The organism is Haemophilus paraphrohaemolyticus, from assembly GCF_002015045.1.
In the GTDB taxonomy this organism is placed as follows: Bacteria; Pseudomonadota; Gammaproteobacteria; order Enterobacterales; family Pasteurellaceae; genus Haemophilus_A; species Haemophilus_A paraphrohaemolyticus.
This window is the reverse complement of the sequence record NZ_MUXX01000006.1, coordinates 42,500-64,863: the sequence shown is the minus strand read 5'-3', so window position 1 is coordinate 64,863 and position 22,364 is coordinate 42,500. Positions and strand designations below refer to the sequence as shown.

Sequence of the window (22,364 nt, the reverse complement as noted above, 5' to 3'; positions counted from 1 at the left end):
GTTTCTACGTTTAAAACTAGAGGCGTAGTATAGCGATGTTTTTTGCAAAAAGCAAACGATTGCAAGCGGTTGAATTTCTCTTTTTTTTTGCATAGAATTCGTTCTGTTCTCATCGGAGTGCAAGGATTAACAATCTATGCTGAGAGGTGTAAGCCAATCCGTAGAACCTGAACTGAATAATTTCAGCGTAGGGATTTGAGACGAGTGTTCGACTTAAATCCTTTGATTTAAAATTTAAACAAAGGAAACATTATGAAAACTGTATCTTTTACTTTATCTGTCATTGGCTTAGCCGTTGCTACTTCTGCTTTTGCTACTGAAAAACCTGTACTCAATGTGTACACTTATGATTCGTTTGCTTCAAAATATGGCCCCGCTTCGCAATTAGAAGCCAATTTTGAAAAAGTGTGTCACTGCGATCTGCGTTTTTTACCATTTGATAATGGTGTAACAATGTTGAATCGTATTCGTTTAGAAGGTAAAAAAACAAAAGCTGATGTTGTGGTTGGCATTGATAATTTTACTCAAGCTGAAGCAGAAAAAAGCGGGTTGTTTGCTGCAAATGAATTAACCCTACAAGATACCGCATTACCGATCACTTGGCAAAGCCACACTTTTTACCCATACGATTACAGCGAATATGCATTCATTTATAATAAAGAGAAATTAGCAAATCCGCCGAAATCGTTAAAAGAGTTATTTGAACGCCAAGATTTGCGTGTAATTTATCAAGACCCTCGCACCAGCACGGTAGGGCGTGGATTACTTGTGTGGGCAAATCAAGTACTTGCTTCAGAAGGCGAGATGAGCAAATGGTGGGAAAGCTTAGCAAAACACACGGTAACTGTTGGTAAAGGCTGGTCTGAAACTTATGGTGCCTATTTAAAAGGCGAAGCAGATATGGTGTTGAGTTACACTACCTCACCGCTTTATCATCAATGGTATGAAAATGATAATAAAAATGTAGCAGCAATTTTTGAAGAAGGGCATTTGATGCAAGTCGAGCTCGCTGCTATTTTAAAAAGCAGCCAACAAAAACCGCTTGCTCAGCAATTCTTACGTTTCTTACACGAGCCTGAATCACAAAAAATTATTGCGAAATCGAATATTATGAAGCCTGTTATCGCAGGAGAAATCGATCCGCTTTTGACATCATTGCCTAAAATCAAAGTGCTTGATACTCAACAACCAAATTCTGATTTAATCCGCCAATGGTTATCAGACTGGCAAAAAGCGGTGAGCAAGTAAACAAAATAAAACAGAAAGGAATGCTGTTTTTTTGCAAAAAGATTTGCCAAACGTATTAACTTCTGTTATCAATAGCGTCCTTAAAAATCCCTATAATTTTTCCTACCCCTTTTTTACTGCTTTTGAGGTAGGTGAGGGGCAACTTAACCAACAGGAGTATAATATGGCAGTGGGCAATACCACGTCTTTAGGTTTATTAGCTCTCGCAGGGGTAAAACCTTACGAACTGAAAAAGAATGAAGAATATATGAATGATGCCCAAAAAGAGCACTTCACTAAAATTCTGAAAGCGTGGCATTCTCAAATCATGGATGAAGCCGTTCGCACGAAAAACCAAATGCAGGAAGATGTAACTAACTTCGCAGACCCTGCAGACCGTGCAACTCAGGAAGAAGAGTTCAGTTTAGAATTACGCAACCGTGATCGTGAGCGTAAATTATTGAAAAAAATTGAACAAACTTTACACAAAATTTCTGATGATGATTACGGTTATTGTGAAACTTGTGGCGTAGAAATCGGCTTAAAACGCCTTGAAGCACGCCCAACTGCGGATTTATGTATTGACTGTAAAACCCTTGCTGAAATCCGTGAAAAACAACTTGGTTTATAAGATAAACAACGGAGAATGGTCGCATTCTCCGTTATTACTTTTAGCCTAATTTAAACGAGGTGAATTATTTTTAATTACATTAAATCATTTTTTTCTCGTCCTAAAAAAGCAAAAAAATCGGCAGAAGAGACCGCTATTTATACAGAGAAAAAAATTGATAATCGCCCAATGCGTCCTGCTGTTGAGCTAAAACGAACAGAACGAGCGACATCCAAAGGTAAAAAAGCCCAAGATGGCGTACCCTCCCATATTTTGCATAAAAAACATACCATCCACGCAGGGCAACATGGCATTAGCCCGAAAGATTTCCCGAAAAATGCGTTAGCCATTGTTGAAAAATTACATCGTGCAGGCTATGAAGCCTACATCGTAGGCGGTTGCGTTCGCGATTTATTGCTCGGTAAAAAACCAAAAGATTTCGATATTTCAACCAATGCTCGCCCTGAAGAGGTGCAGAAAATTTTTGGGCGTCAATGTCGCTTAGTGGGACGCCGTTTCCGCTTAGCACATATTATGTATGGCCGCGAAATTTTTGAAGTTGCCACTTTCCGTGCGGGTCACGAAAATCACACCAACGATAAAATCTCTAAAGTTAGTGATGAAGGAATGCTGTTGCGTGATAACGTTTACGGCACTTTGTTTGAAGATGCAGGGCGTCGAGATTTCTCCGTCAATGCGTTTTACTACGATCCTCGCCACAATTTAATTTATGATTTCTTCAACGGGGTTGAAGATCTGCGTGCGGGCAAACTACGTTTACTGGGCGAGCCAACTCAACGCTACCAAGAAGATCCTGTGCGAATGTTGCGTGCAGTTCGCTTTATGGCGAAATTGGATATGTTCTTGGACAAAGAGACCGAAGCACCAATCAAAACCCTTGCACCGTTGTTAGGCAACATTCCTACTGCTCGTCTCTTTGATGAGTCGTTAAAACTCTTGCAATCGGGTACGGGCTTTAAAACGTACGAATTATTGCGTGAGTACCATTTATTTGAGCAACTTTTCCCTGTGCTCACACCGTTTTTCACCGACCATCAAGACTCAAATGCGGAGCGAATGATCAAGCGAGCCTTGATGTCTACCGATGACCGCATTCGAGATAAATTACCAGTGAACCCCGCATTTTTATTTGCGGCGTTATTCTGGTATCCGCTGCGTGAAAAAATTGACGAGTTAAAAAACGAAGGTGGATTAAACACGCACGATTCAATGATGCTTGCAGCAAATGAAATTTTAGACGAAAGCTGTAAAGCTGTTGCATTGCATCGTCGTCACACGGGCATTATCCGCGAGATTTGGGCGTTACAATTCCAAATGACTAAACGCACCGCAAAACATGCTCTGCAAACTTTGGAAGTACAAAAATTCCGTGCGGGTTTTGACTTGCTTGTGATGCGTGCCGAAACCGAAGGTGGAGATCTAGTCGAACTCTCTGCTTGGTGGCACGAGTTCCAATTCAGTAACGATAAACAACGTGATGAAATGTTGCAAGCGGTGAAAAAACTACCGAATTTTGCCAAAGAAGAAACTAAGAAAAAACGCCGCCGCAAAACGTTTCGTCGCAAAAAACCTACGAATAAAAAAGCGGAGGTAAATGCCTAATGAAAACCGTTTATGTTGCTTTAGGTTCAAACCTCAATGATCCGCTTAATCAACTTAAGCAAGCAGTGCAATCGTTGCAAGCATTTGCGATTAACTTTGAAGTCAGCCCATTTTACGGCTCAAAACCGGTTGGTCCGCAAGATCAGCCTGATTATGTGAATGCGATCGTAAAATTCGAGACTGATTTGACCGCTCTTGAATTATTGGACAAGCTACAACATATAGAAAACTCGCAAGGGCGTGTTCGACTTCGCCGTTGGGGGGAACGCACGTTGGATTTGGATATCATTTTGTATGGCAACGAACAAATCCAAAATGAGCGTTTAACCGTGCCACATATTGAAATGCAAAACCGTGAATTTGTGATCGTGCCAATGTATGATCTTTCACCAGATTTGGTGCTCCCAAGCGGTCAAAAATTGGCAGAAATTTACCAACGGTTTAAAGATCATCAAATGGTGGTTTTTGAATAATAAAAAATGTTTGCTCTCTCCGTTCGCGGAGGGAGGGAAGTTAAATATAAGGAATAACAATGTCAAACCCATTACTCAACTACACAGGCTTGCCGCCATTCTCGCAAATTAAACCTGAACATATCCAACCTGCGGTAGAAGCTGTGATTAAAGAGTGCCGTGAAACTATTGAACGCGTTTCACAAATCGACAATCCAACCTGGGAAAATTTCTATCTGCCACAAGTGATGGCAGGTGATAAATTTAACCATGCGTGGTCACCCATTGGGCATTTAAATGGCGTGAAAAACTCGCCTGAATTGCGCGAAGCCTATCAAGCCTGCTTGCCGTTATTATCCGATTACAGCACTTGGGCAGGGCAACACCAAGGTTTGTATCAAGGCTATGTGAAACTCAAAAACTCTCCTGAATTTGCTACCTATTCTGTAGCACAGAAAAAAGCGGTAGAAAACAGCTTGCGTGACTTTGAGCTGTCTGGCATTTCATTGCCAGCCGACAAACAAAAACGCTATGGCGAAGTTTCAGCACGCTTATCAGAACTCAGCTCACAATTTAGTAATAACGTGTTAGATGCAACAATGGGTTGGGATATTGTTGTGACAGACGAGGCACAGCTTAAAGGTTTGCCAGAATCAGCATTAGAAGCGGCAAAATTATCTGCCCAAAGCAAAGGTAAAGAAGGCTATCGTTTCACCCTTGAATTCCCAAGCTATTACCCTGTGTTAGTCTATTGTGAAAACCGCGAATTACGCAAAATGATCTACAAAGAGTATGCTACCCGTGCTTCCGATCAAGGTTCAAACGCAGGCAAATGGGACAACTCCGCGAATATTGCGGAGAAATTAAAACTTCGTCTTGAAATGGCGCAATTGCTTGGTTTTGAAACCTATGCTCATCTTTCATTAGCGACCAAAATGGCGGAAAACCCGCAACAAGTGGTCGATTTCTTGGAAGATCTTGCAAAACGTTCAAAAGAGCAAGGCAAAAAAGAAATTTGCGAATTGAAACAATTTGTTAAAGCAAACTACGGTGTGGAAACCCTAGAGCCTTGGGATATTGCTTTCTATAGTGAGAAACAAAAACAGGCGTTGTATGCTATCAACGACGAAGAACTTCGTCCATATTTTCCAGAAGATCGCGTACTTTCAGGCTTATTTGAGCTTATGAAACGCATTTTTGGCTTACGTATTGAAGAGAAATTTGGCATTGACACTTGGCACGAAGATGTGCGTTTCTTCCAAATTTATGACGAAAAAAGCGAAGAGCGCGGCTCGTTCTACTTAGACTTATACGCTCGTGAAAATAAACGTGGCGGGGCATGGATGGATGACTGTATCAACCAAAAACGCTTAGCAGATGGTTCATTACAAAAGCCCGTGGCGTATTTAACCTGTAACTTCAACAAGCCAATCGGCGACAAACCTGCGTTGTTTACCCACGATGAAGTGACTACGCTTTTCCACGAATTCGGACACGGTATTCACCATATGCTGACCCAAATTGATGTAGGCGACGTGGCAGGCATCAACGGTGTGCCGTGGGATGCGGTGGAATTGCCGAGCCAATTTTTAGAAAATTGGTGCTGGGAAGAGGAAGCCTTACAGTTTATTTCAGGGCATTATGAAACGGGCGAACCGTTGCCGAAAGAGAAACTCACGCAGTTACTGAAAGCGAAAAACTTCCAAGCAGCAATGTTTGTGCTTCGTCAGTTAGAATTCGGTTTATTCGACTTCCGATTACACTTAGCTCAACCGCGTGAAGGCTTGGTGTTAGAGACCTTACAAGCAGTCAAAAAAGATGTCGCTGTTGTAAAAACGCCTGAATGGGTACGCACCCCGCACAGCTTTAGCCATATTTTCGCAGGTGGTTATGCGGCAGGTTATTACAGCTACTTATGGGCAGAAGTGTTGTCGGCAGATGCATTCTCAAAATTTGAAGAAGAAGGCATTTTCAACCGCCAAACAGGGCAACAATTCTTAGATTGCATCTTAACCCGTGGCGGTTCAGAAGAACCGATGGTGTTATTCGAACGCTTCCGTGGTCGCAAACCAACCCTTGATGCGTTATTAAGACATAAAGGAATTGCGTAATGCTTAAGTGGTCGATTTTTGCAGAATTTTTGCAAAATGAGACTGCTTATTACTATTATGGAATTAGGATGTTTTCTTGATTATATGATTGAAGATGGTGCCGACTACCGGAATCGAACTGGTGACCTACTGATTACAAGTCAGTTGCTCTACCTACTGAGCTAAGTCGGCTTGGAATGTATAAATTGGGAACGTTGTGATTACAACGGGAGCGAATTATAAGGATTTTAAAATTGCTTTCAAGCCTTTTAGAGTCAAATGATGAAAAAATAACTCTTTTGGTTAAAAAGCAACATTATCTTAAATATTTTTATAAATCTTCAAACTCTAGTACATCATTTTATAAAATTAGAAAAGTTTCAGAATAAATAAACACCAAACTGAACAAAAAGAATGCTTTTAATTAAAAAGTAAAAAAATTCTATTTACTCACTTTCAAAATTCAATTATTATCTTGCACGTTTTCAACGGAGGAATGGTCGAGTGGTTGAAGGCACCGGTCTTGAAAACCGGCGAGGGTTTACGCCCTCCGTGAGTTCGAATCTCACTTCCTCCGCCATCAAATTTAGAAGCCCTGCAGCAAATGTTGCGGGGTTTTATTTTATCTGCATTACAGTATTACAGTAATTTCTCAATTAAATCCAACACAATCGGCAGTTCTGTGATACCTTCACGTTCTAAAAAATGCCCGCCTTTTGGTAATCGAATATAGTCTGCACCCAGAAATTGAGCTAAATGATCGCTGTATTGATATGGCACGATATGATCGTCCAGTGATGCCACTACAAAAGATTTTTCTAGATTATAAGCGGTTAAATTTGCGTAGAAATCGGCAAAAATATCAAGTTCAGGCAGATTCGGTAATTTTTCATAAAAGCCTGAAACAAAAATCGCCCCTTTGATTTTTTGCTGCTGTGTTGCAAGGAAATTTAGCGTTGCGATGCAACCTAAACTATGTCCAATTAAAATCGTATTTTCATCCAGCATAATTTTTTCTTGATGGTATTTTAACCACGATTCAGGTGTCGGACTCTCCGAATTCGGCATCGTTAAACGCTCACATTCGAGCCCTTTTTCTGCCAATTTTTGTTCTAACCACGGAAACCAATGTTTGTTGCCGTTTGCCGTATAGCCGTGAGTGATATAGATTTTACTCATTGTTTTTCCTGTAAAAATTTAAGTAAATTAACGTTATAATCATAGCAGTTCATTAAAGATTTTCAGCTATGTATTATAATTTTGTAATAAATAATCAAATTTATGATTTGACACATTTAAGCTCTCCCAATTTTTATATCAAAATGATGGTGCTGGGTTTTCCGCAACACTTCAATTTGGCAATCATTGCTTTACGGACGAAAAGGAGGATGAGCCATTGTTTAGCAGAAAATTAAGAAAGAATGGCCGCTATGAAGAATGATTAGAAAATAAGTTAATCACCAACACCCCGCCGATAATTAACACCATTCCAATCATGCTAGGTAAATCGGGTTTTTGCCCGAATACGAACATTGCTACCAATGTAGTAAGCACAATGCCCACGCCAGACCAAACCGCATACACAATCCCAAGCGGTAGCGTTTTGGTAATGATAGAAAGCAGATACAAGGCAATCACAAATGCCCCGATCGCAATCACGGTTGGAAGCGGTTTGGTAAAGCCGTTGCTGGCTTTAATGCAATTTGAGCCGATGACTTCGATCACAATTGCAAAGCCTAATAAAATCCAAGGGTTCATAAAGGGTTTATAGATTCCTCATAAAATGAGGCTATTCTAGCGATAAATGAGAGAAAGGTAAATTTGGGAATAGATGAGGGTGAGCAACGCCCACCCAACAAAAGATATTACGGTTGATCACCTCTTAAAGCTCTAACAAACAACACGTCATTTTCTAATTCGGTGTGGTTAGTTAAATCAGTCGCGAAGGTTTTTAAGCCGTTGTAGAGATTCGTCCAGCTGGTGCAAGCGCCTTCTGGTGGGGTAAATTCGTGTGTGAGGGCGATAATATCGGCTAAATCATTATGTGCTTCCGCGTGTTCGGCTTCCATCACTGAAATTGGCGCGGCTGCCATTGGTCCGCGTCCTGATTGAATGAGTGGAAACAGCACTTGTTCCTCTTTCATCATATGCATCGTTAAATCGTCATAGACTTTTCGAATGACTGAAGCCAAACCTTTCGGACAAGCGGGGTGATCTGCGTGGCGATTTTCTACTTTTTCTGCCAACTCAATTAATACAGGAAGTTCTGAGCGGTGTTTTTGGTGGAAATTAGGCAGAATGTAGTCAATGATTTCACCTAAAGGACAGGTACTAAAAGCAGTAATTTCAAAAGACATAGGTAATCCTCTTAAATAAAAAGTAAATAATAACCAACTAAATTAGTCGGAATTCTACCCCTATCATCAAGGAATACTATAATCAGAAGTGGGTAACGAAATGATTTATATCAAAGATTCGCCAAAATTTTGCTACAATACGCCCATTTATAACCGAAAAGGGCAAAAGATGAAAAAAATTGAGGCGATTATTAAGCCGTTTAAACTGGATGATGTGCGTGAGGCTCTGACTGATGCGGGCATTACAGGAATGACGGTAACGGAAGTAAAAGGTTTTGGCAGACAAAAAGGGCATACAGAGCTGTATCGTGGGGCGGAATATGCGATTGATTTCTTGCCAAAAGTGAAGGTGGAAGTGATTGTGCTGGATGAGCAAGTTGATGAGTGCATTGAGGCGATTATGGATGTGGCTCAAACAGGCAAAATTGGTGATGGCAAAATTTTTGTCTATGAGGCGGATCGAGCAATCCGCATTCGTACAGGCGAAGAGAATGAAGAGGCACTATAAAGCATGAAGCATAAAACAGGATTAGCTTGGCTCTGGCTGAGTTTAGTCGTTATCGTGGGCGATTTGTGGTCAAAATATGTGGTGGTGACGAATTTCCGCTTTTATGAAAGCGTGAATGTATTTCCGATTTTTAACCTGACTTATGCCCGTAATTATGGAGCGGCATTTAGCTTTTTAGCCGATCACGATGGCTGGCAAACCTACTTTTTCCTAGGCTTGGCGGTTGTGATTTCTGCAGCGTTGACCGTGATGCTTTATCGTAATAAAGAGACAAAAGCGGTCAAAAAATGGGAAAATATTGCATATTCGCTGATTATCGGTGGAGCGTTGGGTAATGCGATTGACCGTGCAGTAGACAAATGCAGTCTGCTTGGTTTTACACCTGATGAACCTTACAACCGCTTAAATGTTTGCCAAGGCTACGTGGTTGATTTTTTTGATTTTTATTGGAATTGGGACGGCTACCATTTTGCGACTTTCAACGTGGCAGACATCGCCATTTCGGTGGGGGCTGGTTTGTTGGTGTTAGCCGCATTTTTTGAAAGCAAGAAGAAAAAGAGTGATTAAATGAAGATTTTATTAGCCAATCCGCGCGGATTCTGTGCGGGCGTGGATCGTGCGATTTCGATTGTAGAACTTGCCCTTGAAATTCATGGTGCGCCAATTTATGTGCGTCACGAAGTGGTACATAACCGCTTTGTGGTGGACGGCTTGAAAGCGAAAGGAGCAATTTTTGTTGAAGAGTTGGATGAAGTGCCTGATGATGCGATTGTGATTTTCTCGGCTCACGGAGTTTCGCAAGCGGTTCGCCAAGAAGCAAAACGCCGAGGCTTGAAAGTGTTTGACGCCACTTGCCCATTGGTAACAAAAGTGCATATGCAGGTGGCTCGTGCGAGCCGTAAAGGCACAAAAGCGATTTTAATCGGGCACGAAGGGCACCCAGAAGTGCTTGGCACAATGGGGCAGTACGATAACGAAGAGGGCGGTATTTACTTAGTGGAATCGGTGGAAGATATTGCCAACTTGCCAGTTTCTAATCAAGATGAGTTGACTTTTATGACGCAAACCACGCTTTCTATTGATGATACAAGCGGTGTGATTGAAGCGTTGAAAGAGAAATATCCCGCAATTCAAGGCCCACGTAAAAACGATATTTGTTATGCGACCACAAATCGCCAGCAAGCGGTGCGAGAGCTAGCGAAACAGTCGCAATTGGTGTTGGTGATTGGTTCCAAAAATTCTTCCAATTCCAACCGCTTGGCGGAACTTGCAAGCCGTATGGGCGTGAAGTCGCAACTGATTGATGGGCCCGAAGATATCGATCCAAGTTGGTTAGAGGGTGTGCAAACCATTGGCATTACCGCTGGGGCTTCTGCACCTGAAGTGTTGGTGCAATCAGTCATTTCACACCTAAAAGAATTAGGCGCGACAGAGGTCGCAAACCTTGAAGGTTTGGAAGAAAATATGTTCTTTGAAGTGCCAAAAGAATTACGTATCAATGAAGTGCAGTAGAGGATAAGGAGTAAAATAATGGCAGAAATTGACCGCTTTAAACTGGAATGGGCGTGTCGCCGCGGGATGCGCGAATTAGATAAAATGATTATGCCATTCTACCAAAATCATTTTGATAGTCTCACTGAAGCTGAGCAACAAGCTTTTGCGGAAATGCTCACTTACCCTGATCCAGAGCTTTTTCGCTGGGTGATGCATCAACTTCCAGCACCAACACAAGAGATTACCGATGTAATTGAGTTGATGAGAAGTAAGATTCATCGTTAAAACGAAATAACCTTAACAACTATTTAGTTATAGCCAAAAAATAGCCAATCGGGTAAAATAGCCCAGACTTTTTAGCGTGGAGCCAGTTTAAACTTAGCTCTACGCTTTTCTTTTCTTACTCTTGATAACCTATTATTTGACACTATGGCAAAATTACATATTACCACTTGGGGCTGTCAGATGAATGAATACGATTCATCTAAAATGGCGGATCTCTTAAATTCAACTCACGGTTTAGAATTGACCGACAAACCTGAAGAAGCGGACGTGTTATTACTCAACACCTGTTCAATTCGTGAAAAAGCACAAGAAAAAGTATTCTCGCAATTAGGTCGATGGAAAAACTGGAAGAAAGACAAGCCTGATCTCATCATCGGCGTGGGCGGTTGTGTGGCTTCGCAAGAAGGCGAACATATTCGCGAACGTGCACCGTTCGTAGACATTGTGTTCGGGCCACAAACTTTACACCGCTTGCCTGAAATGATTAATAAAATCCGTGGTGGCGACCGTGCGATTGTGGATATTTCTTTCCCAGAAATTGAAAAATTCGACCGCTTACCAGAGCCAAAAGCCGAAGGTCCAACCGCATTCGTGTCGATTATGGAAGGCTGTAACAAATACTGCTCGTTCTGCGTGGTACCTTACACCCGTGGCGAAGAAGTTTCTCGCCCTGTGGATGATGTCTTATTCGAAATTGCCCAACTCGCAGAACAAGGCGTGCGCGAGGTGAACTTGCTCGGTCAGAACGTAAACGCTTACCGTGGAGAAACCTTTGACGGTGGCATTTGCACCTTCGCAGAATTATTGCGTTTAGTGGCAGCTATCGACGGTATCGACCGCGTGCGTTATACCACCAGCCACCCGATTGAATTTACTGACGACATCATCGAAGTGTATCGAGACACCCCAGAGTTAGTGAGTTTCCTACATTTGCCAATTCAAAGTGGTGCAGACCGCATTTTAACAATGATGAAACGTAACCACACTGCGCTTGAGTATAAAGCGATTATCCGCAAATTGCGTGAAGTGCGCCCAAACATTCAAATCAGCTCTGACTTTATCGTTGGCTTCCCAGGCGAAACCGCAGAAGATTTCGAACAAACGATGAAAGTAATTGAACAAGTGAATTTCGATATGAGCTTCAGCTTCATCTACTCAGCGCGCCCAGGTACACCAGCGGCGGACATTCCAGATGATGTGAGCGAAGAGGAGAAAAAAGAGCGTTTGGCACGCTTGCAACAACGCATCAACCATCAAGCGATGCAGTTCAGCCGTGCAATGCTTGGCACAGAACAACGCATTTTGGTGGAGGGCCCATCGAAAAAAGACATTATGGAATTAACAGGTCGCACCGAAACCAACCGCGTGGTGAACTTCGTGGGTACGCCTGATATGATCGGCAAATTTGTGGATGTAAAAATCACCGATGTTTACACCAACTCTCTGCGTGGCGAAGTGGTTCGCACCGAAGACGAAATGGGCTTACGCGTGGTGGAATCTGCGGCAAGCGTGATTGCCCGCACCCGTAAAGAAGATGAGCTTGGCGTAGGACAATACGTAGTAAATCTTTAACTAAAGTTGACCGCTTACTTTATAGTAAGCGGTCTTTTTTTATAAAAACTGAAATTTAAACCGCTTAGTTTTTAGACGTGTTATACTTCTTCCCATTTAAAAAGACAGAAAAGGAATTAAAAATGAGCCATTCAGTAATTACCGTTATTGGTCAAGATCGTGTTGGGATTGTTTACGATGTTGCAAAGATCTTAGCCGAAAACAACATTAACATTCTCAACATTAGCCAGCAGTTGATGGAAAATTATTTCACGATGATTATTCTTGTGGACACTGCGCAATGTTCGCTCTCTTTCCCTGAATTAGCAACACTTTTCACCGAACAGAGCAAAGTCTTGCAGTTGGATATTCGCTTGCAAAATGAGCAAATTTTCAAAGCGATGCACCGCATTTAGGGGGCAAAATGAGCATTCAATCTAATGAAATTTTAGAAACGATCCGAATGGTATCAGACCAACATTTTGATGTGCGGACCATTACCATCGGCATTGATTTGCACGACTGTATCAGCAGCGATATTGATGAACTGAACCAAAACATCTTCAACAAAATTACCCGTGTGGGCAAAAATTTGGTGGAAACCGCCAAAATTCTCTCTGCAAAATATGGCGTGCCGATTGTAAATCAACGCATTTCTGTTACCCCTATCGCACAAATTGCCGCAGCGACCAAAGCGGATTCTTACGTTTCTATTGCCCAAACCCTAGACCGTGCAGCAAAAGCGATTGGCGTTTCTTTTATCGGCGGTTTTTCCGCATTAGTACAAAAAGGAATGTCGCCGTCTGACGAGGTACTGATTCGTTCGATCCCCGAAGCGATGAAAACTACGGACATTGTCTGTAGCTCAATCAATATCGGCTCCACCCGTGCGGGCATCAATATGGATGCGGTAAAACTGACGGGTGAAATGATTAAGCAGACTGCTGAAATCACCCCTGAAGGCTTTGGCTGTGCCAAAATCGTGGTGTTCTGTAATGCGGTGGAAGACAACCCATTTATGGCGGGTGCGTTCCACGGTTCGGGCGAAGCCGATGCGGTGATCAACGTCGGTGTTTCAGGTCCAGGCGTAGTAAAAGAGGCGTTAGAAAATGCTCATGCAACCACACTGACCGAAGTGGCTGAAGTGGTGAAGAAAACGGCATTTAAAATTACTCGTGTAGGTGAATTGATTGGGCAAGAGGCCTCTAAAATGCTCAATATTCCATTTGGTATTTTGGATCTCTCGCTTGCACCAACTCCAGCCGTAGGCGATTCTGTGGCGCGTATTTTAGAAGCGATGGGCTTAAGTGTATGCGGCACGCACGGCACAACAGCCGCCCTTGCACTATTAAACGATGCCGTGAAAAAAGGCGGAATGATGGCGTCCAGTGCCGTGGGGGGGTTAAGCGGTGCATTTATTCCTGTTTCGGAAGATGAAGGTATGATTGCCGCGGCCGAAAGTGGCGTGCTCACATTAGATAAATTAGAAGCAATGACTGCAGTTTGTTCAGTGGGCTTAGATATGATTGCTGTTCCAGGTTACACGCCTGCACACACTATTTCTGGCATTATTGCTGATGAAGCCGCAATTGGTATGATCAACAGCAAAACCACTGCAGTACGTATTATTCCTGTCACAGGTAAAACCGTGGGCGAAAGCGTGGAATTTGGTGGCTTACTTGGTTATGCACCGATTATGCCAGTCAAAGAAGGATCTTGCGAGGTATTCGTCAATCGTGGCGGACGCATTCCAGCCCCAGTGCAGTCAATGAAGAACTAATATAGGTCAAATCCTTTACAAACTGTAAACTAAATATTTTTCTTATATTCCTTGTTTAAGGCAAACAAGCGGTCTAATTTGACCGCTTATTGATCTGCACCCAAAAATCTGGACACCTACTTTGAGGTGCAGATTATGTCCTACTCTTATCAATTTCGTTTGAAAATTATCAAACTCGTCACTGAACAGGATTATAGTATCCCTGAGGTGGCTAAACTTCATCAAATTTCCCATGCTCTCGTCATTTATTGGCTAAAAGCATTTCGGGAAAGAGGGCTTGATGGCGTAAAATCGCCTTATACAAACCTTCAAACACCGAAAATAGTGAAGCCAAAGATGAAAAAGAAAGATATTGAAATTCCAGAAACCACAGACTTTTCACCTAGAGCGTTTAAAAAGCTGCAGCGAGAGCTCGCCTTGGCTCGTGCGGAGATTGCTTATCTAGTTGGTGGACTTGGCTAACCGAGAAATTATTGCCTATAACTTTGCGACACACCCGAAGTTTTCATTGGTAAAAAAGATGTTAGAACAAGTAAGATTAAACCGACAGAATGCCCGATTATTCATAGCGACCAAGGTGTATTGTATGGTACGGCGGAATGGGTGAAAATGTTGGAGGGTAAAGCGGTGCAAAGTATGAGTCGCCGAGGAAATTGCTACGATAATGCGGTGATTGAAAGCTTTTTTGCAATATTAAAATCAGAGTGCTTTTACTCTCGAACTTATCATTCAATTGCTGAATTACAGGCTGAAATTGAAGAATATTTAGTGTATTACAACCAAAACCGAATTAAATTACGCCTTTTGCTTTTACCGGTGTCATTTTTTCCAGCATCTGTGACTGGTTCTTCTGGGATAATGTACCAAGCCTAAATTTCTGGATTGGTTCATTAGTCATTATTGTTGCCGTCAGTTTGCTTGCTAGAATGCGGGCGAAATAGAGAAATCCGACCAAACATTTAAAATATAATTATTCTCAATAACATTGTTTGAATGTATAATCCAAACGCTTTTTATTATTGAGGATACAACATGAAAAAATTATTAAAAACCACTTTAGCTTCCGCATTATTGATGGCATCTGCATTTGCTAGTGCTGTCACGATTAAAGATGCAAAAGGCGAATTTACCCTTGATAAAACCCCAAGCCGTGTTGTGGCGTTGGAATATTCTTTTGTGGATGCCTTAGCCCAAGTCGGCGTAAGCCCTGTAGGTGTAGCCGACGACAACAAAGTCGATCGTATTCTGCCACAAGTGCGTGAAAAAATTGCTGCATGGCAATCCGTTGGCACGCGTTCTCAGCCAAGCCTTGAAGTAATAGCTTCTCTCAAACCCGATTTAATTATTGCTGATCCTTCCCGTCACACAGCGGTGTTTGAAGAATTGAAAAAAATTGCGCCAACGGTGATGTTCGATTCCCGTCATGAGAGCTATCAAGGAAATCTTGAAACAGCACAGAAAATTGGTGATTTAGTCGGTAAAAGTAGCGAAATGAAAGCAAAAATCAATGAACATAATGATTACATTGCCAACATCGCAAAAAATTTAGGTGTGCAAGGCAAAAAAGCCTCATTTGGTACTTCCCGAGAAGATAAATTTAATATCCAAAATGACAATGGCTATGTGGGTAGTTTCTTAACGACATTAGGTTTTGCCCCAACTAAACTCAATAGTGATCAAGCTTTCGTAGAAATCAACCTTGAACAATTAGTAATGGAAAAACCGGAATACTTGTTCATCGCCCATTATCGTGATGAAAGTATCGCGCGCAAATGGGAAGCTGAGCCACTTTGGAAAGCCATTCCTGCCGTAAAAGCAAACCATGTTTACAGCGTTGATGCCGACATGTGGGCTCGCGGTCGTGGCTTAGAAGCGAGCAAAATTATGGCAAAACAAATTGAAGGTTTCGTGAAACAAAAATAATGATGAAGTCCACTTTCCGTTGGGGACTTCCCCTTATCATTCTGCCTTTACTATTATGGGGAAGCCTGTTTTTGTATTATCCCATCGAAATTCGACCGCTTGCAGCTTTACAAGCGCTCCTCCCCGATGGCGATGAAATTGCCAAAATTACGGTAACCGATTTACGCTTACCGCGCGCATTAGTTGGCATGATTTTAGGTGCCAATCTTGCGGTGGCGGGTGCGTTGTTACAAACCATTACGCGCAATCCACTAGCCTCCCCTACATTACTCAGCGTGAACTCAGGAGCCAGTCTTTCCATGGTGACCGCCAGTGCGTTTAGCCCCTTAATTCTTTCTGGTTATAGCATTGCTTTAGTGGCTAGTATCGGTGGCGGTCTGAGTTGGTTTGTGGTGATGCTGATCAGCAACGGATGGAAAGACAACAGCGGGGATCGTAGCCGGGTGATTTTAGCGGGGATTGCCGTATCACTACTGTGTGCAGCGCTCACGAAATTAGTGCTCATTATCGCGGAAGATCACGCCTTCGGTATTATGAGTTGGCTAGCGGGTGGCATTGCACACGCCCGTTGGAATGAATTATTGACGTTATTTCCATTCTTTATTTTGACCGCACTTTTCTGTCTGTTTTTTGCTAGCCGTTTAAATTTACTCAATTTAAGTGATGAATCCGCGCGTTCACTAGGCATCAATCTCTTTCGTTTACGCTGGTACGCTAATATCATTGCATTATTGATTGTGGGTTCAAGCGTGAGTGTTGCCGGCCCAGTTGCCTTTATCGGCTTACTCGTGCCTCATCTTGCTCGCTATTGGATTGGTTATGACTTGCGAAAATCGCTCCCTATGGCGATGTTACTCGGTGCAATTTTAATGCTCGCTGCAGATACCATTGCCCGCGCGGTCAACTTCCCTAGTGAAGTACCTGCTGGTGCGGTGCTTGCCTTAATCGGTGCACCAGTCTTTGTATTATTTGCCAGAGGAAGACACTAATGCGAACCTCTCATGTATCTTTTCGTGCTATCAGCTTTTATGTCCTCACGCTTGGTCTAATGGTACTGCTCTTTGTGTTGAGTATTCGTCTCGGCACTTATACGCTTTCCTTTGAGGAAATTTGGGCGGCCTTTAAGCCTGATGATAAAAACTATTTTACCTTGATGGAATATCGCCTACCCCGTGCGGTATTAGCGATTTTATTAGGCGGCGCCTTAGCGATTTCTGGTGTGCTCGTACAAAGCGTGGTGCGTAATCCACTTGCCTCTCCCGATATTTTAGGGATTAACAATGCAGCGGGGTTAATTGCTGTTTCGGTATTGATGTTCTTGCCAAACTTAGCATTTTACTGGATGCCGATTTTTGCCTTTTTAGGTGGTGTGCTCTCTTTTGTCATTTTATGGATCGTGTGCGGTTTTAACTTCCGCCCTATCAAAATGGCAATCATTGGGGTAGCACTTTCCGCATTGTGGGCAGCCATTAGTCATTATCTGATGCTTACCAATCCAGTCGAGATCAATACGGCAATGTTATGGCTCACAGGAAGCCTGTGGGGGCGCAGCTGGTCTTATTTAAATGTGGTATTACCATGGTTAGTAGTGTTGCTACCCTTGCCATTTATTTTCTGTCGCGATCTCGATACCCTTGGTTTAGGTGAAAACAAAGCTTCCACCTTGGGGGTGACCGTAAATAAAGTGCAAATTAGCGTTTTAGTGCTAGCGGTAGCCCTTTCTACTACAGCCGTGGCAATTTGTGGTCCGATTGTCTTTTTAGGCTTAGTTGCTCCGCATCTTGCTCGCCGTTTAGTCGGTGGCCGGCATCGCACCCTATTACCGGCAGCCTTGATTATTGGCGCTCTCTTATTACAACTTTCGGATATTTTGGCGCGGGTAATTGACCCACCAACTGAACTCCCAGCGGGTATTCTGACTGCAATTATCGGTGCGCCATATTTCTTCTACTTATTGATGAGAACTAAATAATGAGCATTGAAATCAATAATTTATCTTTAGGTTATCAAGATAAACTCGTGGTTAAAAATCTGTCGCTAAAATTCCCGAAAAATAAAGTGATTGCATTAATCGGCCCAAATGGTTGCTGTAAGTCCACCACATTAAAAGCGGTGGCTCGCTTGCTCAAACCGAAGCAAGGTTCAATCACCCATAAAGGTCAGGATATTTGGCAAAAAAGCCCTAAAGAATATGCCCAAGAATTGGCTTTTCTCCCGCAGCAACACCTGGTACCAGAAGGGATTAAAGTGCGGGAATTGATCGCCTACGGGCGTTCGCCTTACTTAAATCTCTGGGGCAAACTCAGCCAAAAAGATGAAGAATTGGTCACTTGGGCGATGGATCAAACACAAACTGCTGAACTTGCCGAACAGTTGGTTTCTGATTTATCTGGTGGTCAGCAACAACGCGTCTTCTTAGCCATGACTCTTGCGCAAGATGCTGAATTAGTGCTACTCGATGAGCCTACCACTTATCTGGATTTAAACCGCCAAGCTGAACTCATGGGCATGATGCGACAAATGCAACAAAACGGAAAAACCGTGATTACGGTGTTACATGACCTCAACCAAGCCTGCCGCTATTGCGATCACTTAATCGTCATGAAAAAAGGTGCAGTAATGGCACAAGGCACGCCTGATGAAGTGATGACCGAAGAATTGCTGAAGGATGTATTTGATTTGAATGTCATCATTCATCGTGATCCTATCAGCAATACACCAATGTTTATTTTGAAATAACTTTCAATCACTTCTCTAATGAACTGCACCCCAAAACCTGGACACCTATTTTGAGGTGCAGATTATGTCCTACTCTTATCAATTTCGTTTGAAAATTATCAAACTCGTCACCGAACAGGATTATGGTATCCGTGAGGTGGCTAAACTTCATCAAATTTCCCATGCTCTCGTCATTTATTGGCTAAAAGCATTTCGGGAAAGAGGGCTTGATGGCGTAAAATCGCCTTATACAAACCTTCAAACACCGAAAATAGTGAAGCCAAAGATGAAAAAGAAAGATATTGAAATTCCGGAAACTACAGACTTTTCACCTAAAGCGTTTAGAAAGTTACAACGAGAGCTCGCCTTGGCTCGTGCGAAGATTGCTTACCTAAAGGAGTTGGAGGCGCTCGACCGTCAAAAACAGCGACAGAAAAAAGAAAAATCATTGAAAGATTGAAGCCAGCCCATGCGTTAAATGATTTACTTCGTGTGGCTAAAATGCCTCGCTATAAAGAGATTAAGCGAAATTATCACGAAGCTAAAGAAGCTATCTTACCGCTGTATAAAAAGAACAAAAAAGGATTGAGCCCAGTGCAATACTGGGCTCAATATTTAAGTTAACTAACCTGTCCAACTTTTGGGGGGCAGATCATAAAATCATTAACGTTGAAGTGCTTGCCTTAACTTGCCTTGATTCTCAGCAAGCATTTTTTCGGCTTGGGGTTTATCCACATTGGCTAAAATCATAAGAATAGCGAGTTTGGCGTGGTTATCGGCTTGAAGCAAGGTAATTTCTGCGGTTTCTTTGGTGCAGTCGGTAGCTTCCATCACGATTTTCACCGCTCTTGCTTTGAGTTTTTCGTTGCTGGCTTGCACGTCTACCATCAAGTTTTGGTAGCATTTACCGATACGAATCATCGAAGCCGTAGTAAGCATATTCAGCACCAATTTTTGTGCTGTGCCTGATTTCATTCGGCTTGAGCCTGTGAGTATTTCCGCGCCTACGACGGTCTCAATTGCAATATCGGCAATTTGAGACATCGCACAACCTGCGTTGCTGGCAATGGATACCGTAATCGCACCTAATGATTTGGCATATTCCAATGCACCGATCACATAAGGCGTACGCCCGCTGGCTGCGATGCCAACTAAGACATCTTTTTCGCAAAAATCGACCGCTTGTAAATCGGCTTTGCCTTGCTCGTAGTTGTCTTCTGCCCCTTCGATGGGGTGGCGTAAAGCTCGCTCACCACCTGCAATAATACCCACCACCATTTCAGGTGCCACACCGTAAGTGGGTGGACATTCAGACGCATCTAATACGCCTAATCGTCCGCTCGTGCCAGCACCAATATAGACAAGTCGCCCGCCGTTTGTGAATGCATATTCGATTTTTTCGACTGCTTCGGCTATGTGAGGTAAGCATTTTTCTACTGCCTTAGCAACTAACAGATCTTCTTGATTGATAAGCTGCACGATATCGATTGCTGTCATGCAATCTATGTTAAGAGAACGGGGATTGCGTTGCTCAGTCATCATCTGAGAGAGCGAATTGAGTAGTGTTTGATTCATATTACACTCGTTTCACAACTATACTTTAATTTGGCGTTTATCTTTGTTTCGGCTCATTTTAATCGCAGGATAACTTGCCATTACCAATGCACTCAAACCAAATTATACCGCCACAACAGTTTGCTCCATTTTTTTCATCTTGATTTTTGCTGTCAATTTTCGGTTATATTATAGGCTATTTAGCTAAAAGCACAGAATAGAATTTATAGAATAGAATGAAAGAAAAACTGTCTTTTCAGACAGTTTTTCTTTTTTATCTATTAATTATTTTGGAAAAATCACCCCTAAACTCACCGCTTGCGATGAGCCCGTTACACTAGGCATATTACTTGGCAGGTTTTCCATTCGGCGATAAGCCAACCAGGCAAAAGCAGCCGCTTCCACATAATCAACATCTACGCCATAATCATTAGTCGTACCAACGCACCAATCTGGTAACAAAGCATTGAAACGCTCCATCAATAACGGATTTCTCGCCCCACCACCGCACACCAACAACACTTTATTTAGCTCTTTTTCCCACTGCGATAATTCACGAGAGACACTTTGCGCGGTAAATTCCGCCAATGTACGTTGTACATCCTCTACTTTGTAAGCGGTTGATTTTACCGTTAAATTTGCCAATTGCTTTTCCAACCATGCAAGGTTAAACAGCTCACGCCCTGTGCTTTTCGGGGGCGGTAATTGTAAAAATGGCTCTCTCAACATTTCCGCCAAGAGTTCAGAGATCACCTCGCCCGTTTTTGCCCATTCGGCATTTTTGTCGTAACGTTTGCCGAGATGTTTTTCAATCCAACTATCCATCAGTGCATTACCCACGCTCACATCATAGCCTATGGTTTGTGCCTTCGGATTAAGCACGGAAATATTGCTAATTCCACCAATATTGAGCACCACGGTAAATTGATTTGGACGGGCAAAAATCGCTTCGTGAAAAGCAGGCACAAGCGGTGCACCTTGTCCGCCAAACGCCATATCCTTACGGCGAAAATCTGCAATGGTGGTAATCCCCGTTCGGGCGGAAACAATATTCATATCGCCAATTTGCATCGTAAATGGGAAGTTACCTTGTGGAGCGTGCCAAACCGTCTGCCCGTGGCAACCAATCGCTTCAATTTGGCTTGGTTTAAGCTGATTTTTCGCCAGAAATTCGTTTACACAATCAGCATATAACACGCCCAAGCGGTAGTCGATTTCACCCAATTTTTGTAATGAAGTTTCACCCGACTTCAATAAAACAGACAAATCCGCTCTCAGCGCTTCGGGCATTGGCACAAAACAACTTGCCTCTAATTTAGCTCCGCTCTCAAAATCCACTAGCGCTAAATCTACGCCGTCTAGGCTCGTGCCCGACATAATACCTAAATATAATTTCATTTTTTCTCTACATCTTTAAATAAAAATCTTGGGTTAATGCCACAAATGCTGGTGTGTATTGATTCTGTTTATCATACACAATCAGCACCTTTTCCTCTCTTTGCTGATGTTGTAAAGCAAAGGTGATAACCCAACGTTTTGGCTCTTGCCCCATTTTGGTGATGATTTTGCAAATTTCTATGCAAAATAGTCCGCTTGTTAGGCTCTGTTCAAGCAGTATCTCAGCCTCTTGAGTGGGCAAAATCAAGCTGATTTTCCCTGTTTCGGCAAGCCATTTTTTCGCTTGCATTAACCAATCGTAATGGCTTTTTTGAAGGCTGCGGGCAATATCGCGTTCCGCAGTTCGGCTAGCAAGACTGTCACGAAAATAAGGCGGATTAGAGACAATCAGGTCGAATTTTTGTGGGAAATTCACCTCAAAAATATCGCCTTGCTGAATAGTAATGCGGTTCGCCCATGCAGAACATTGGGCATTTTCGACCGCTTGTTGGTAGGCATTTGGCTCTAACTCAAGAGCGGTAATTTGGCAATCTTCAGCGGTTCGCTGCGCAAGCATTATCGCAATCAATCCTGTACCTGTGCCGAGGTCAAGAATACGCTTGGCATTTTTTACCTCCGCCATTGCGCCAAGCAAAATACCATCGGTATTGACTTTCATTGCACATTTATCGTGAGCAAGAAAAAATTGTTTAAATTGAAATCCTGATTTTTTCATTTTTGGGTTATTTTGTCGAAAGATGGGCTATAATCGCATTGTTTTTCGCCTTCGACAACTGAAGACAGAGATTTAAATG

24 protein-coding genes, 2 tRNA genes and 2 pseudogenes are annotated in these 22,364 nt (G+C 42.6%); 21 read left to right on the top strand and 7 right to left on the bottom strand.

The genetic code is table 11. From position 1 onward, the window contains the following. Nucleotides 1-252: 252 nt before the first annotated feature. From thiB to prlC, 5 genes are all read left to right on the top strand, one after another. Nucleotides 253-1,248: a thiamine ABC transporter substrate binding subunit gene (thiB, locus tag B0184_RS04720; RefSeq protein ID WP_005707728.1), complete on the top strand. Its 996-nt coding sequence runs from the start codon at nucleotides 253-255 to the stop codon at nucleotides 1,246-1,248. A gap of 163 nt (nucleotides 1,249-1,411) precedes the next feature. Next, nucleotides 1,412-1,858, top strand: coding sequence for an RNA polymerase-binding protein DksA (gene dksA / locus B0184_RS04715; protein WP_039850900.1), 447 nt, complete (start codon nucleotides 1,412-1,414; stop codon nucleotides 1,856-1,858). A gap of 168 nt (nucleotides 1,859-2,026) precedes the next feature. Next, complete coding sequence (pcnB, locus tag B0184_RS04710; RefSeq protein WP_005707706.1) at nucleotides 2,027-3,460, top strand: polynucleotide adenylyltransferase PcnB; 1,434 nt, start codon at nucleotides 2,027-2,029, stop codon at nucleotides 3,458-3,460. Beyond that, on the top strand, nucleotides 3,460-3,933 hold the full coding sequence (folK, locus tag B0184_RS04705) for a 2-amino-4-hydroxy-6-hydroxymethyldihydropteridine diphosphokinase (protein ID WP_005707690.1): 474 nt from the start codon (nucleotides 3,460-3,462) through the stop codon (nucleotides 3,931-3,933). Before pcnB ends, folK begins: the two co-directional genes overlap by 1 nt. 59 nt (nucleotides 3,934-3,992) lie before the next feature. Further along, nucleotides 3,993-6,023, top strand: coding sequence for an oligopeptidase A (gene prlC, locus B0184_RS04700; protein ID WP_005707740.1), 2,031 nt, complete (start codon nucleotides 3,993-3,995; stop codon nucleotides 6,021-6,023). A 95-nt stretch (nucleotides 6,024-6,118) separates the two neighbouring features. Here the strand turns inward: prlC and B0184_RS04695 are convergent. Then, nucleotides 6,119-6,194 (bottom strand) — tRNA-Thr (locus B0184_RS04695). Between the two features lie 298 nt (nucleotides 6,195-6,492). Here B0184_RS04695 and B0184_RS04690 point away from each other — a divergent pair. Beyond that, nucleotides 6,493-6,582: transfer RNA gene (locus B0184_RS04690), tRNA-Ser, on the top strand. A gap of 59 nt (nucleotides 6,583-6,641) precedes the next feature. Here the strand turns inward: B0184_RS04690 and B0184_RS04685 are convergent. The 3 genes from B0184_RS04685 to B0184_RS04675 form a co-directional block, all read right to left on the bottom strand. Next, nucleotides 6,642-7,181 (bottom strand): RBBP9/YdeN family alpha/beta hydrolase, encoded by a 540-nt coding sequence (locus tag B0184_RS04685; protein WP_005708193.1) that lies wholly within the window; start codon nucleotides 7,179-7,181, stop codon nucleotides 6,642-6,644. Between the two features lie 249 nt (nucleotides 7,182-7,430). Beyond that, the gene (locus B0184_RS04680; protein WP_005708197.1) at nucleotides 7,431-7,760 is read right to left on the bottom strand and encodes a DMT family transporter; all 330 of its coding nucleotides are present in this window, start codon (nucleotides 7,758-7,760) and stop codon (nucleotides 7,431-7,433) included. 107 nt (nucleotides 7,761-7,867) lie between these two features. After that, a complete protein-coding gene (locus tag B0184_RS04675) occupies nucleotides 7,868-8,359 on the bottom strand; it encodes a hemerythrin domain-containing protein (protein ID WP_005708195.1) in 492 nt (163 codons plus the stop codon). A 169-nt stretch (nucleotides 8,360-8,528) separates the two neighbouring features. Here B0184_RS04675 and B0184_RS04670 point away from each other — a divergent pair, with 169 nt between their 5' ends. The 15 genes and pseudogenes from B0184_RS04670 to B0184_RS04605 all read left to right on the top strand — a co-directional run bounded on the left by B0184_RS04670 (nucleotide 8,529) and on the right by B0184_RS04605 (nucleotide 19,078). Beyond that, on the top strand, nucleotides 8,529-8,867 hold the full coding sequence (locus B0184_RS04670) for a P-II family nitrogen regulator (RefSeq protein ID WP_039851146.1): 339 nt from the start codon (nucleotides 8,529-8,531) through the stop codon (nucleotides 8,865-8,867). 3 nt (nucleotides 8,868-8,870) lie between these two features. Continuing rightward, nucleotides 8,871-9,434, top strand: a complete 564-nt coding sequence (gene lspA, locus B0184_RS04665; RefSeq protein WP_005708191.1) for a signal peptidase II — start codon at nucleotides 8,871-8,873, stop codon at nucleotides 9,432-9,434. Then, nucleotides 9,435-10,379: a 4-hydroxy-3-methylbut-2-enyl diphosphate reductase gene (gene ispH, locus B0184_RS04660; protein ID WP_005708188.1), complete on the top strand. Its 945-nt coding sequence runs from the start codon at nucleotides 9,435-9,437 to the stop codon at nucleotides 10,377-10,379. Between the two features lie 18 nt (nucleotides 10,380-10,397). After that, a complete protein-coding gene (locus tag B0184_RS04655; protein ID WP_005708200.1) occupies nucleotides 10,398-10,646 on the top strand; it encodes an FAD assembly factor SdhE in 249 nt (82 codons plus the stop codon). Nucleotides 10,647-10,790: 144 nt separating this feature from the next. Continuing rightward, nucleotides 10,791-12,218: a tRNA (N6-isopentenyl adenosine(37)-C2)-methylthiotransferase MiaB gene (miaB, locus tag B0184_RS04650; protein WP_005708194.1), complete on the top strand. Its 1,428-nt coding sequence runs from the start codon at nucleotides 10,791-10,793 to the stop codon at nucleotides 12,216-12,218. Nucleotides 12,219-12,340: 122 nt separating this feature from the next. Then, nucleotides 12,341-12,613: an ACT domain-containing protein gene (locus tag B0184_RS04645; RefSeq protein WP_005708189.1), complete on the top strand. Its 273-nt coding sequence runs from the start codon at nucleotides 12,341-12,343 to the stop codon at nucleotides 12,611-12,613. A gap of 8 nt (nucleotides 12,614-12,621) precedes the next feature. Next, nucleotides 12,622-13,977, top strand: coding sequence for a PFL family protein (locus tag B0184_RS04640; RefSeq protein ID WP_005708192.1), 1,356 nt, complete (start codon nucleotides 12,622-12,624; stop codon nucleotides 13,975-13,977). A 135-nt stretch (nucleotides 13,978-14,112) separates the two neighbouring features. Further along, the gene (locus B0184_RS04635; protein WP_078177619.1) at nucleotides 14,113-14,439 is read left to right on the top strand and encodes a transposase; all 327 of its coding nucleotides are present in this window, start codon (nucleotides 14,113-14,115) and stop codon (nucleotides 14,437-14,439) included. Between the two features lie 147 nt (nucleotides 14,440-14,586). Beyond that, nucleotides 14,587-14,754 (top strand): annotated as a pseudogene (locus tag B0184_RS10740) (integrase core domain-containing protein); the annotation flags it as partial. 17 nt (nucleotides 14,755-14,771) lie between these two features. Further along, nucleotides 14,772-14,918, top strand: a pseudogene (locus B0184_RS10735) (DMT family transporter); the annotation flags it as partial. A gap of 91 nt (nucleotides 14,919-15,009) precedes the next feature. Beyond that, the gene (locus B0184_RS04625) at nucleotides 15,010-15,900 is read left to right on the top strand and encodes a Fe(3+) dicitrate ABC transporter substrate-binding protein (protein WP_005709063.1); all 891 of its coding nucleotides are present in this window, start codon (nucleotides 15,010-15,012) and stop codon (nucleotides 15,898-15,900) included. Next, nucleotides 15,900-16,889: an iron-dicitrate ABC transporter permease FecC gene (gene fecC, locus B0184_RS04620; RefSeq protein ID WP_039851464.1), complete on the top strand. Its 990-nt coding sequence runs from the start codon at nucleotides 15,900-15,902 to the stop codon at nucleotides 16,887-16,889. Before B0184_RS04625 ends, fecC begins: the two co-directional genes overlap by 1 nt. Next, the gene (gene fecD / locus B0184_RS04615; RefSeq protein ID WP_005709058.1) at nucleotides 16,889-17,872 is read left to right on the top strand and encodes a Fe(3+) dicitrate ABC transporter permease subunit FecD; all 984 of its coding nucleotides are present in this window, start codon (nucleotides 16,889-16,891) and stop codon (nucleotides 17,870-17,872) included. The genes fecC and fecD overlap by 1 nt, the downstream gene beginning before the upstream one ends. Then, nucleotides 17,872-18,639: a Fe(3+) dicitrate ABC transporter ATP-binding protein FecE gene (gene fecE, locus B0184_RS04610; protein WP_005709065.1), complete on the top strand. Its 768-nt coding sequence runs from the start codon at nucleotides 17,872-17,874 to the stop codon at nucleotides 18,637-18,639. The genes fecD and fecE overlap by 1 nt, the downstream gene beginning before the upstream one ends. 64 nt (nucleotides 18,640-18,703) lie before the next feature. Next, nucleotides 18,704-19,078: a transposase gene (locus tag B0184_RS04605; protein ID WP_078177618.1), complete on the top strand. Its 375-nt coding sequence runs from the start codon at nucleotides 18,704-18,706 to the stop codon at nucleotides 19,076-19,078. 203 nt (nucleotides 19,079-19,281) lie between these two features. On the opposite strand, the gene murQ is transcribed toward B0184_RS04605, so the two are convergent. The 3 genes from murQ to B0184_RS04585 form a co-directional block, all read right to left on the bottom strand. Beyond that, nucleotides 19,282-20,193, bottom strand: a complete 912-nt coding sequence (gene murQ / locus B0184_RS04595; protein WP_005708053.1) for an N-acetylmuramic acid 6-phosphate etherase — start codon at nucleotides 20,191-20,193, stop codon at nucleotides 19,282-19,284. Between the two features lie 264 nt (nucleotides 20,194-20,457). After that, on the bottom strand, nucleotides 20,458-21,570 hold the full coding sequence (locus B0184_RS04590) for an anhydro-N-acetylmuramic acid kinase (protein WP_005708052.1): 1,113 nt from the start codon (nucleotides 21,568-21,570) through the stop codon (nucleotides 20,458-20,460). Between the two features lie 7 nt (nucleotides 21,571-21,577). After that, on the bottom strand, nucleotides 21,578-22,285 hold the full coding sequence (locus B0184_RS04585) for a tRNA1(Val) (adenine(37)-N6)-methyltransferase (RefSeq protein WP_005708060.1): 708 nt from the start codon (nucleotides 22,283-22,285) through the stop codon (nucleotides 21,578-21,580). Nucleotides 22,286-22,364 lie beyond the last annotated feature (79 nt).